At 61.8% G+C, this 11,720-nt stretch carries 13 protein-coding genes and 1 pseudogene; 5 read left to right on the plus strand and 9 right to left on the minus strand.

Annotation, left to right across the window (positions count from 1 at the left end):
- Positions 1–7: 7 nt before the first annotated feature.
- From ACVCAM_RS14195 to ACVCAM_RS14215, 5 genes are read right to left on the minus strand one after another with little or no spacing between them, the layout of a single operon-like run.
- Positions 8–277 (minus strand): VirB3 family type IV secretion system protein, encoded by a 270-nt coding sequence (locus ACVCAM_RS14195; protein WP_003092280.1) that lies wholly within the window; start codon positions 275–277, stop codon positions 8–10.
- Positions 274–660, minus strand: a complete 387-nt coding sequence (locus ACVCAM_RS14200; RefSeq protein WP_000150010.1) for a TrbC/VirB2 family protein — start codon at positions 658–660, stop codon at positions 274–276. The genes ACVCAM_RS14195 and ACVCAM_RS14200 overlap by 4 nt, the downstream gene beginning before the upstream one ends.
- Entirely contained in the window at positions 657–1,727 is a 1,071-nt protein-coding gene (trbB, locus tag ACVCAM_RS14205) for a P-type conjugative transfer ATPase TrbB (RefSeq protein ID WP_023093367.1), read from the minus strand. Before trbB ends, ACVCAM_RS14200 begins: the two co-directional genes overlap by 4 nt.
- Positions 1,724–2,200, minus strand: coding sequence for a ribbon-helix-helix protein, CopG family (locus tag ACVCAM_RS14210; RefSeq protein ID WP_000085131.1), 477 nt, complete (start codon positions 2,198–2,200; stop codon positions 1,724–1,726). The genes trbB and ACVCAM_RS14210 overlap by 4 nt, the downstream gene beginning before the upstream one ends.
- Positions 2,197–4,194: a conjugal transfer protein TraG gene (locus ACVCAM_RS14215; protein ID WP_001163195.1), complete on the minus strand. Its 1,998-nt coding sequence runs from the start codon at positions 4,192–4,194 to the stop codon at positions 2,197–2,199. The genes ACVCAM_RS14210 and ACVCAM_RS14215 overlap by 4 nt, the downstream gene beginning before the upstream one ends.
- Before the next feature lie 305 nt (positions 4,195–4,499).
- Here ACVCAM_RS14215 and ACVCAM_RS14220 point away from each other — a divergent pair, with 305 nt between their 5' ends.
- The 3 genes and pseudogenes from ACVCAM_RS14220 to ACVCAM_RS14230 all read left to right on the plus strand — a co-directional run.
- A complete protein-coding gene (locus tag ACVCAM_RS14220; protein WP_023093368.1) occupies positions 4,500–5,405 on the plus strand; it encodes a LysR family transcriptional regulator in 906 nt (301 codons plus the stop codon).
- 281 nt (positions 5,406–5,686) lie between these two features.
- Positions 5,687–6,217: a hypothetical protein gene (locus tag ACVCAM_RS14225; RefSeq protein WP_000043569.1), complete on the plus strand. Its 531-nt coding sequence runs from the start codon at positions 5,687–5,689 to the stop codon at positions 6,215–6,217.
- Between the two features lie 101 nt (positions 6,218–6,318).
- A pseudogene (locus tag ACVCAM_RS14230) lies at positions 6,319–6,498 on the plus strand (integrase core domain-containing protein); the annotation flags it as partial.
- A 228-nt stretch (positions 6,499–6,726) separates the two neighbouring features.
- Here ACVCAM_RS14230 and ACVCAM_RS14235 read toward each other — a convergent pair.
- From ACVCAM_RS14235 to ACVCAM_RS14250, 4 genes are all read right to left on the minus strand, one after another.
- Positions 6,727–7,044, minus strand: a complete 318-nt coding sequence (locus ACVCAM_RS14235; protein ID WP_000539741.1) for a DMT family transporter — start codon at positions 7,042–7,044, stop codon at positions 6,727–6,729.
- Positions 7,045–7,102: 58 nt separating this feature from the next.
- Positions 7,103–7,366, minus strand: coding sequence for an EexN family lipoprotein (locus ACVCAM_RS14240; RefSeq protein WP_000717310.1), 264 nt, complete (start codon positions 7,364–7,366; stop codon positions 7,103–7,105).
- Positions 7,367–7,398: 32 nt separating this feature from the next.
- Positions 7,399–8,304: a LysR family transcriptional regulator gene (locus tag ACVCAM_RS14245; protein WP_000405670.1), complete on the minus strand. Its 906-nt coding sequence runs from the start codon at positions 8,302–8,304 to the stop codon at positions 7,399–7,401.
- Positions 8,305–8,397: 93 nt separating this feature from the next.
- Positions 8,398–9,801, minus strand: coding sequence for an efflux transporter outer membrane subunit (locus tag ACVCAM_RS14250; RefSeq protein WP_000078291.1), 1,404 nt, complete (start codon positions 9,799–9,801; stop codon positions 8,398–8,400).
- Between the two features lie 100 nt (positions 9,802–9,901).
- Here ACVCAM_RS14250 and ACVCAM_RS14255 point away from each other — a divergent pair, with 100 nt between their 5' ends.
- Both ACVCAM_RS14255 and ACVCAM_RS14260 read left to right on the plus strand, forming a co-directional pair.
- A complete protein-coding gene (locus ACVCAM_RS14255) occupies positions 9,902–10,543 on the plus strand; it encodes a TetR/AcrR family transcriptional regulator (protein WP_024944154.1) in 642 nt (213 codons plus the stop codon).
- Positions 10,544–10,563: 20 nt separating this feature from the next.
- Complete coding sequence (locus ACVCAM_RS14260) at positions 10,564–11,706, plus strand: efflux RND transporter periplasmic adaptor subunit (RefSeq protein ID WP_223294861.1); 1,143 nt, start codon at positions 10,564–10,566, stop codon at positions 11,704–11,706.
- Positions 11,707–11,720: the final 14 nt, after the last annotated feature.

Consider the following 11,720-nt stretch of genomic DNA (forward strand, 5'->3'; position numbering starts at 1 on the left):
CCTCCCCTCACACGTCCAGAAGCGGGCGGTGTTTGATATGCCGCGCGAAGACCTGCATGAACTGCGGATCGACGCGCGCACCCCATACGGCCAGCGAGTGGCCGACGATCCAGAGCACCACGCCGGGAATCCACAGTTGCAGGCCCAGCCCGACGGCGGCGGCTAGCGTGCCGTTGGCAATCGCCACGGTGCGCGGCGCACCGCCCAGCAGGATCGGCTCGGTCAGCGAGCGATGCAGCGGCACTTCAAAGCCCGGAAGATCGGTGGCCTTACTCATACGACGGCCCCTCCGGAGAAGCTGAAGAACGACAGGAAGAACGAGGACGCGGCGAACGCGATGGACAGGCCGAACACGATCTGGATCAGCTTGCGAAAGCCGCCGCTGGTATCACCGAACGCCAGCGCAAGCCCCGTCGAGATGATGATGATCACCGCCACGATCCGGGCGACTGGCCCTTGGATGGATTCGAGGATGGAGGTCAGCGGCCCTTCCCACGGCATCGAGGAACCGGCGGCCTGCGCCGTGCCCGCCAGCAACAGCATCAGCGCGGCCAGCAGCAGCCCTTGCCCTGCGGGACGGGCCAGGTGGCGCAGCCGCGCCATGCTGGACAGGCGAGAAATAGGATTTACGGAAAGACGGAAAGCATCAACGTGCGTCATGGCAGTTCTCCAGGTTGGTCAGGGGTCGAGGAAGGCGCAGCGGCAGCGGCTGCAAGAGGAACCGGCGGCAGCTCGGGAAACGGCGTTTCCAGCGCATCTGTCAGGCGATAGCCCGCACCGTCGAAGCCGACGACACGGGAGATGGTTTCGACGTGACGTTTGCGGCCACGGCCTGCGATGTGAATCACCACGTTGACCGCCTCGGCGATCAGGGCGCGGGGCGGATTCACTGCCACTTCGAGGATCAGTTGCTCCAGACGCAGCAGTGCGCCCAAGGCGGAGCCGGCATGGATGGTGGCAATGCCGCCGGGGTGGCCGGTGCCCCAGACCTTCACCAAGTCCAGGGCTTCGCCGCCACGCACTTCGCCGACGATCACGCGGTCAGGCCGCAGGCGCATCGTGGCCCGCACCAGCTCGGTCATTGTGACGACGCCGGCGCGGGTGCGCAGCGGCACATGGTCGCGGGCCGCGCATTGCAGCTCGATGGTGTCTTCGAGCACCAGCACGCGGTCGCCTGTGGCGGCGATCTCGGCCAGCAGCGCGTTCGCCAGCGTGGTCTTGCCGGTGCTGGTGCCGCCGGCGATCAGGATGTTCTGCCGCTCGCGCACGGCGCGGCGCAGGAACTCGGCCTGCCCGGCGGTCAGGATGCCGTCGGCCACGTAGCGATCCAGGCCGATGATGCTCACGGCCCGCTTGCGTAGCGCGAAGGCTGGCCCCGGGGCGGCCGGAGGCAGGATGCCCTCGAAACGCTCGCCGGTTTCCGGCAACTCGGCGGTCAAGAGCGGCTGGCCGCGATGCACCTCCGCGCCGACATGCGCGGCGACCAGGCGGATGATGCGTTCACCATCGGCCTCGGGCATCTCCACGCCCAGCGGCGAGCGACCCGACGACAGCCGATCCACCCACAGGGTGCGATCGGGGTTGAGCATGATTTCCACAACATCCGGATCTTCGAGCGCAGCGGCGATCAGCGGCCCCATCGCCGTGCGCAGCATCTGGATGCGGCGATCCTGGGACGCCGCGGCGGATGAGCGAGATTCAGGCGGAATCTGCGGAACGGCACTCATGACGCACGCTCTGCAGCTCGCTCATCGGCGGACGCCATCGCTGCTGCGTCATCCATCCGCATCGGATCGGGGTGCAGTTCCTCCACCACGTCGCGCACCAGACTGCGGCCACGCAGCAGGTGGCGACCCAACTGCTCGACGAACTGCTCGAAGCGCGCTTTGCCCTGGGCGCGGGCCGCGTCCTTGTGGGCTTCTGGCACCGGCGTGCTGATGGTCAAGAAATAGCGGATGAACAGCGCCAGCGTTTCGATCTGGATGTTCTGGTCGCGCTCCATGCGTTCGGTCTGCCGCGACAGTCGATCCAGCCGCTTGGCAATGGCGGCCTCACGCTGGTCGCCCGCATCGGGTGACAGCCAGGACGCCAAGGCCGCTGCGACGATGGAGGACTTGGACACGCCTTTCTTGGCGGCAAGTTCATCCAGGCGCTTGGCGTGCTCGGGCTGGATGAAAAGATTGAGGCGGTATTGGCTCATAGGTCGATTCCGTCGTTGGGGTCGAGAGAAGCCAGCCGGGCCGTGCGCTGCATGGCCGGGTCGAGCTGGCCGGGAAGCGGGAGCGCCAGGTCGTCGTCATCGAGCAGCTCCAGGTCGTTCGCACACGCGTCCAACTCGGGCTCGTAGGCGACGGTTTCGGAGAGTTCGAGCTGGCGGCGCGGGCCGCCGTCATCGGTGCCGCCCGGACCATCGGCGGATACCGAGGTCGGCGCCGTAGGTACGGCCGGGATCGCCAAGCCGCTCCAGTCGTCGGGGCGGGCTGGCGGCGCGTCGGCGTACCTCCCGACTGCGAGCACGGGCGGTGGCAGGACGCGATCCTTGAAATTGGCGTCGACGTAGTAACGCAGCTTCTTCGCGCGGATCGGGGCAACGCTGGACACCATGACTACGGCGTCCTCAGGTGGAAGCTGCATCACCTCGCCGGGCGTCAGCAGCGGACGTGCAGTTTCCTGACGCGACACCATCAGGTGCCCCAGCCACGGAGCGAGGCGGTGGCCCGCGTAGTTGCGCTGCGCGCGAAGCTCGGTGGCGGTGCCGAGGGTTTCGGAAATCCTTTTCGCCGTCCTTTCGTCGTTGGTGGCGAAAGTCACCCGGACATGGCAGTTGTCGAGGATGGAATGGTTCTGCCCATACGCCTTGTCGATCTGGTTCAGGCTTTGAGCGATGAGAAAGCTGCGGATGCCGTAGCCGGCCATGAAGGCAAGCGCGGACTCGAAAAAATCGAGGCGACCCAGCGCCGGAAACTCGTCCAGCATCAGCAGCAGCTTGTGCCGGCGCGCGATGCCATCGCTGCCGTCGAGCGATTCGGTCAGCCGCCGCCCGATCTGGTTCAAGATGAGCCGGATCAGCGGCTTGGTGCGGCTTATGTCGGAGGGCGGCACCACCAGATAGAGCGATACCGGGTGCTCGGCGGAAATCAGGTCGGCGATGCGCCAATCGCAGCGCGATGTGACTTCGGCCACGGTCGGGTCGCGGTACAGGCCGAGAAACGACATGGCGGTGGAGAGCACGCCCGATCGCTCGTTGTCCGACTTGTTGAGCACTTCGCGGGCAGCGGATGCGACAACCGGGTGAGGCGCATCGCCCAGGTGCTTCGTCGTCATCATCCGGTGCAGCGTCAGCTCGAACGGACACGCCGGGTCGCTGAGGAAGTTGGCGACGCCGCGCAGCGTCTTGTCCTCGCCTGCGTACAGAACATGCAAGATTGCACCGACCAGTAGCGCGTGGCTGGTCTTCTCCCAATGATTGCGCTTCTCTAACGCACCTTCAGGGTCAACCAGAATGTCGGCGATGTTCTGCACGTCGCGCACTTCATGTGCGCCGCGCCGGACTTCAAGCAGCGGGTTGTAGGCGGCCGACTGCCTATCGGTGGGGTTGAAAAGCAGGCAGTGCGAAAAGCGCGAACGCCAGCCCGCCGTGATCTTCCAGTTCTCTCCCTTAATGTCGTGAATGACGGCGGACGCCGGCCACGAAAGCAACGTAGGCACCACCAAGCCCACGCCCTTGCCCGAGCGCGTGGGTGCGAAGCTCAGGACATGTTCCGGCCCCTCATGTCGGAGGTATTGGTCGTCGTGTTGGCCGAGGAAGACGCCCGCCGGGAGGGTCAGTCCAGCTTTGCGGATGTCGACGGCATCGGCCCAGCGTGCCGAACCATAAGTCGTAACCAGCCGCGACTGCCGAGAACGCCATACCGACATGGCGATGGCGACGAGTAAAGCGAACAAACCGCTACCACCCGCAATCGCACCGCCTGTGTCGAAGACGTGCGGCGCGTAGGCATCAAAGAAGAACCACCATTCGAACAAGCGCCACGGGTGATAAACCGGTACACCTAGAAGATCGAACCAGGGCGATCCGAGGCGTACTTGATAGCCAAGGGTCGCTGCTGTCCATTGTGTGGCGCCCCAGACGCCGGCGATCACGATGCCGATTACCACAGCGATCTGGCCGAACAGAACGTTCGTCCCTTGCATGACCTGTCCTCCGATTTCTCCTGCGCTGGTGTCTCATTGAAAGCGTTGCACAGGGGGTGTCGCAGGCGTCAGGATCGGTTCTGGGCTAGTGCCGGTCAAAGACCGTTCGCAGCACAATGGTCGAGGGAAAAGAAAGAATGAGCGCGGTGGCGAGTCAAAGAAAAGCGCCGCAAGCGAAAGCGCACTGCGGCGCATACAGAGTTCCAAGCAAGTTACCCAAAAAAAGCCGTCAATGGGCCTTGCTTCCACTCATAGGCAATATTTAGATATCATGAAAAACGATGATATTTAAGATTGGAATAAAAATGAAAAATATCAAGAGTATGGATCTCAACTTGCTCAAGGCGCTGGACGCATTGTTAGACGAACGCAATGTGACACGGGCGGCGGCCCGTCTGGGACTAACCCAGCCGGCCTTGAGTGGCATGCTGACGCGGTTGCGCGAGAGCTTCGGTGACCCGCTTTTCGCGCGCTCGCAGCGGGGTATCGTTCCAACGCAGCGGGCGCTGGATCTAGGGATGCCTGTCAAGCAGGTGCTCGCCGAAATCGACGCGCTGCTCCAGCCACCTTCCTTCAATCCGGCCACCGCACAACTGACCTTCTCCATCGCCGCGACGGACTATGCGCTGCGTGCCGTTGCTGTCCCATTTCTATCGGCACTTAAACGGCACGCACCGCGTGTACGAGTCTCATTAGTGCCAGTCGAGAGCGGGCAGCTACAGAACCAGCTTGAGCGCGGTCAGATCGATTTAGCCCTCCTGACGCCAGAGATCACTCCGCCAAATCTGCATGCCCGAGAGCTGTTCAAGGAACACTATGTGTGTGTCCTGCGGGAAGACCATCCTGCGGCTATGGGGCGCAAGCTGACCGTTAAACAGTTCTGTGCTCTCGACCATGCGCTTGTTTCCTACGATGGTGGAGGTTTCCGCGGCGTCACCGACGATGCGCTAGAACAGTTGGGCAAACGACGCAGCGTCACACTGTCGGTCAAGAGCTTTCTGATCTTGCCAGACATCCTGCGTGCCAGTGACATGGTTGCGATCTTGCCGAGCCGCTTGGTCGCCGGTATGGACAAGCTGGCTATCTCCCTGCCGCCGGTGAAGATACCGGGGTTCACCAAGACGGCTGCTTGGCACGAACGCACCCATCACGATCCAGCACATCGCTGGATACGAGCACTGCTGTTCACTTCCTGTGCTAACAACAAGTAGGCAAGATCGCTCCTATCGTCATGCTCAGCACAACTCTACCTCGCACTACAAATAAGCAATCAGTCGGCTCAATTGGAGACGCGCCCTTTCGTAGCGCCGCTGCGAGATAGCCTAGTCGGTGGATGGCAGAACCTAGGCCTTGATATCATATTTTATGATATCAAAAATAGAAACTTAGGATTTCACTTATTGCAGATGGAGGCTCATGATTTGCTCCATGACCACTTGAATGACGCAGCCACCCCTGTTGCGTCATCGACATTTTGTGAAGGAGCTTCGATATGAGCAAGCAACAGAACGCCATCCTCTGGCCCGAAGGCTACACGCCGGGCTTTACTGAGAATTTCGCCTCCAATGAGATCATCGCCGCCGGCTTGAGCGCGGCCGACGTATGGCCTCTACTCGTCACACCATCGCTGTGGCCAAGCTACTACGCCAACTCGGCTAACGTGTGCTTTCATGACGGCAAAGGCCCGGTACTGGCCGACGGCGATCGGTTTTACTTCGAGACCTTCGGCTTCCCGGTAGAGGGGCAGTGCAACGAATACGTGCCACCTGCGGATGGGCAACCCGGCCGCGTGGCCTGGCACGGCTGGTCCGGCGAGGAAGGCACAGATACGCGCCTGGATGTGCATCACGCCTGGCTGGTTGAGAACCTGGACGGCAGGCGCGTGCGCATCCTCACGCAGGAAACTCAGAAGGGCAAACCGGCCGAGGAGCTGCACAACGCCAAACCCAACCCGATGATCAACGGCCATCAGGACTGGCTCGACAGCTTGGTCGAGGCAGCGCGCAAAGCCAAGCAGGCGTAGTGGTCTCCGGCCGCTTGATCCCAAGCGTCTGAACGGAGAAAACCATGATGAGAACTCCCCTCAGGATTCTGCTGGTCCTGACTTCGCAGGCAACGATGGGCGACGAACTGCTCAACCGCGAATGGTTCCGCAGTCGGACCGAAGCGAAGGTGCTGATCGAACGTTGGCGACAGTTCTACAACGAGCAGCGGCCGCATAGCGCGCATGCTTACAAACCGCCGGCGACGATCCGGCGCAACTGGATCCAATCCGATAGCATCCCCTCCGAACTCACTGCCTGACTGGCTACAAAGTTCGTACTCAGGTCACCTTGGCGCAGGCACTGAAGGTGGAGCCACCCGGAATGGGTGCTCCCACCGCCTTACGCGCACTGGCTCGAACTCTCCCGAGGCGCCGGCAAGCTCGTCACATAGCGACTAGAGAGAGGAGGTGACCGTACGAGTTCCCAGCGCCCGATCCACTCTGGGAGCTGGGTCGCCTAGCGACTACGCTACCAATGGAGCTAGCGATCAACTCGATAACTTGAGCGTGATAACGCCCAGGATGATCAACGCCACGCCAAGGTATCGCATCAGGGAGGTTGGGTCGCCATAGAAATGAATTCCGACTAAGAAAGTTCCCGCCGCTCCGATACCCGTCCACACCGCATAAGCAGTCCCAATCGGTATCTGACGCTGAGCAAGCCATAGGAAGGCGCCGCTAATTGTCATGAAAGAGACGGCTACTGCGACCCCACTCCAACGCGATGTTGGCTCTTGCGCCATTTTCAGCCCGACCGGCCATCCGATTTCAAACAATCCAGCCAAAACAAGATAGATCCAACCCATTGCGATTCTCCTTCAAATTTTTCATATCCGGCATACATACTCCGGCATGACCACCAGCTTAGAACTTCGGCGGCTCTTTAGGCGTGGTGTGGGGCACATCGCCATCTTCGTAAAAGCGCTTTCGCGTAGCCTCGGCAACCCGGTTACATAGTTGGTCGCCCAGCATTGGTCGATCCAACTTGCATTGCTTGCGCAACTCTTTCAGACGCTCAGGATTGAGCGCTAATTCATCGACTGTCGGAAGGTTGGCTTTATCTGGTTTCCCAGATGGGCTGCAGGCTGCCAATGTCGAGGAAAGCAATATGAGAGCAATCTTCTTCATGGTTAATTTTCTTTGGGAGATTGTGTGATGGTTTACCGCCGACCTTTGGCATCTGGAGATTTGATCGAATGAACGCGTTCCATGAAGCGAGTCAGCATTTCTGACGGCTCGCTGGCCGGCCGTAGTAGATAGGTCGTGAGCATTGGCGAACGTCCAGTCAGCGGCCGTGCGACCACCCCCTGTTCCCTGCTGGCTGTGATATGCGCGCCTCCTGTGAGGCCTAGTGCAAGTCCCGCCGAAACCAGGACCATCATTAGATCGCTGGAAGTCACGCGTTCGGCAATCAGTGGCTCTATGTCCACGCGACGTAGCACCCGTTCAACTTGCCGAGCATGGCCCTCACACGCCACCGCGTCGCAGAGCACCAGCGGATACCGCAACAGCTCTTCTAGGGGAATCTGTTTGTGGGATAGCAAGGGGTGCCGTGCGGGCACAGCTACCATCAGAGGGTCACTCCACACCGGCACGGCGATGATGCCTTCGCCGACTTCATCCGATTGAGCGAAGCCGAGATCGTACAGTTCGCCACACAATCCCTTGATTTGCTGTGCCAAAGGCACCTCGAAGAAGCGAACTTCCACTTCCGGCTCTTCCTGCCGGCAGAGCGCCAACAACGCAGGCAGGCGCGATGGCGTGATTCCATCAGACAATGCAATACGGAGCTGGCAATGAAAGCCATTGGCTGCGGCGTTCACACTGTCGCGCGCCTGCTGCAAAGCTGCGAAGACACGCGGCACGCTCTCAAAGAAGAGCCTGCCCGCACGAGTCAAGCGGGTGCTCCGAGTGGTTCTCGCAAATAGCGCTACGCCCAACTCTTCCTCAAGTTCCTTGATGGCGCGCGACAGCGGCGATGTCTCTATGTGGAGGCGCTCTGCGGCTCGGGCAAAGTGCAGCTCCTCTGCCACCGCCAGAAAGTAGCGCAGGTGTCGAATTTCCATGTTCGCATTCCTCATCACTCAGGCCTCACCACCTTCGCCTTGCGTCACGCTATTTAGCTAGCCTTCGCAAGCTGCTCCAGCATGTTTCTGCGATCAAACAGGAGAGCCGGATAATGCTTTTGCCAGGACGCCCCATTGCATGGCTGTCTCGGCCCGCGTGCGGATCAGCGAAGCCTGCGCTGACAGCACCCCGGCCTCAGCCTCGGCCACCACCGTGGCGTCCACTTGTCCCGCCTCGAACAGACGTCGGCTGCGATCGAGCTGACGCTCCGCGACTGCGACACCCTCGGCCTGATGCTCCAGTGCTGCGTGCTGCGTATGCCAACCGAGATATGCGTTCTCTACGTCCTGCAAAGCACTCAACAAAGTGCGCTCGAACTCCGCACGGGCAGCTCGGCTGCGCGCCTCTCCGGTCTCGATGCCGGCACGGATCGCGCCACCATCGAAGATCGGCAACGACACCCCGGCCCCAAGTGAAAAAATGTTTCCAGTGATGCGGGTTCCCACACTCTCTACGCGCTGCCGTCCGCCGCTCAGGTCCAACACCAGCCTGGGGAAGCGTTCGCCTTCGGCTGCGTTCCAGCGCGCGGTTTCGGCGGCGAACTTCGCTTCGGCGGCGCGCACGTCGGGCCGCTCACTCAGCAGGTCCGCAGGTATGCGTGTCGGTGTCCAGTCCGGGACGGCGAGCGACGCAAGAGTTGGGGAAGCTGCAGGCGCTCCGGGCGTTTGTCCCACTAGTACATCGAGTGCATGCGTCGCCTCGCCGCGCGCACGCCGCAGTTGCTCTTGCTCCACGCGCAGTGCGACGACGCCGGCGCGGGTACGCTCGATGTCGAAGCCGGTAGCTTGTCCGGCCTCGAACTTCCGTTGCATCAGCAAGACGAGTCGTTCTGCGGATGCCAGCCGCGCCGCGGCTAGCGCTTCGAGCTCACTGGCTTGGCGCTGCTGCACAGCCGCCGACACTGTTTCAAACGCGACCTGCCACCGCGTGGCAACCCACGCTTGTTCGGCTGCCACCGCATCCAGGCGCGCACCTTCTGCTGCCTGCGAAAGCCGTCCCGACAGGTCTGCCTCCCACGATGCGGACAACGTGGCGCGGCCATCATTGCCGATTGCAACGTTCTCTGAATAGTCGCGTCCTCGAGTTGCCTGCGTGCCCGCGGACAACGAGGGGAGCAGGGAGGCCCGTGCTCGCCGCGTGGCGGCCGATGCCTCGTCCACGCGCGCTCGCGCAATCGTCAGTTCGGTATTGCGCTCCAGCGCCGCCCGGACCAAGGCATTGAGGTGCGGATCGCCGTAGGCCGTCCACCAATCGACGGGAAGAGTACGGCGGGACGATTTGTCCAAGATGCCTTCACCTCCCTCTTCATTTGAGAAATGGGCCGGTACATCCAGGCGAGGTGGATCGGCAGAGTGCGGGGCATGGCTGCAGGCCGCAAGAAGCAGTAGCGGAGAAATCATGGCAATGAGGCGATAGCGTTCAAGAATTTGAGACATGGCAGCTCCTTGCGCTCCGAAAAAGTCTTGACGGACTGTTGTATGGCTTCTACTATACCGTCTGGACTGTATATGACTCAAGCTTTTTTGGAGCACGACCATGCCGCCCCGCGCGAAAACAAAGTTGCCCCCCCCGTCCACTGCCCATAGCAGCGCCGATGCGCAGCCCGGCCTCCAGCAAGGAGCCCAGCGAACTCGCGACCGCATCCTGCAGGCCGCCCGCGAACTGGTGCTGGAGGAAGGTGCCAGTCGCTTGACACTGGACGCCGTCGTTGTGCGGGCCGGGTTGAGCAAAGGGGCGTTTCTCTATCACTTCAAGACCAAACGCGATTTGTTCGTGACACTGATCGACGAGATGATCCGGGCGTTCGACGCGGTACAAGCCAATCACGAGCGCAGGTTTGCCGGAGATCCGGACCCCTGGCTGTCGAGCCAGGTGGAAGCGATGCCCGACGACGAGATGCAGAAGATGGGCGCAGCGCTGCTCGCGGCAGCTGCGGAAGATCCAACACTTCTCGACCCACTGCGCGAGTGTTACCGCGTGCAGTACGAACGCGTGCGTCGATCCCCGCGTGGCACCGAGACCGCGGCACTCATCATGCTGGCATTGGATGGCGCCCTGTTCGCCGATCTTCTGGGTTTGCCAATACTCGCACCCGCAGAGCGGCGGCATTTCTTTCGGGCGCTCCAGGATCTCGCCTCGGGCCATCTCGAACTTGTCCCGGCAAAAGGACGCACATGAGTCGCGTCCGTAGCGGTGTCATGACCGCGTGCGCACCGCGCTCCTTGGCGGTTGCTTGCACACTATCCATTTCGACTCTGCTCTCAGGGTGCGGAAACTCGCAATCCACCGTATCCGAGCCTCCGCGCGCAGTGAAGCTCGCCGCCGCGCAGTCGGATCTCCCGCATAGCTCTCGCATCGAATTGACTGGCTCGGCGCGAGCAACCGAGCGCAGCATCCTAGGATTTGAAACAGGAGGACGGATCGCCAAGTTGAACGTCGACGTGGGTGAACGGTTCTCCCGCGGCCAAGTCCTGGCAGAACTTGATGCGCAACCTGACCGGCTTCGCGTGACACAAGCGCAAGCATCCCTGGCGGCCGCCGAAGCCGGCCTGATGGATCGACGTGTACAGACAGATCAACAGCGCCGGTTGCTCGAAAGCGAAGTCATCTCCCCTGCTGCGTTCGAGAGCGCGAAGGCGCAGCTAGCGGTCGCAGAGGGTCAAGCGCGCACTGCCAAGGCGGCGCTTGGCCTGGCCGAACGAGCACAACGTGGCACGATGATCGTCGCTCCTTTCGATGGTGTCGTGGCGGAAAAGCTGGCTTTGGCGTTCACCGACATTGCTGCTGGTGCGCCGGTATTTCAGGTCGACGGCGTGCGCAGTGGCACTGAGATCATCGCGAACGCGTCTACTACACAGGCACCTCACATAGATGTCGGCCAACGCGCAGAACTGAGCTGGAGCGGAGCCGAACAACCAATCCGAGCGGTGGTACGTCGTGTCGGTCTGCGCGCCGAAAATGGCTCGCTCCTACCCGTGGTGCTAGTGCCTGAAGATAACGCGCAAGCGCGCGCACTTCGGCCAGGTATTCCCGTACAGGTCGTGCTCGACGCACCTGCGGCAACCTCCAAGACCTCTCGGCCCGAGACTGTATCCATACCTTATGCCTCGCTGGTGCTCGGCACGAAGCCGGGCGAGGCTTCCGTCTTCGTCTACACCCCTGAAGATAAGAAGGTGCACCGTCGCGCGGTGCGCTTCACGCCGGTACAGGAAGGAGACAGCGCGCGCGTCCTCGCTGGACTCAAGCCCGGCGAGACGGTGGTTGCCGCCGGAGGAGGATGGCTCACCGATGGACAGCCAGTGACACCACTGGAAGCCACCACTCAATTGACCAAGCGCTAACGCGATCCACCAGG

This window comes from Enterobacter sp. CFEC122 (assembly GCF_052983755.1).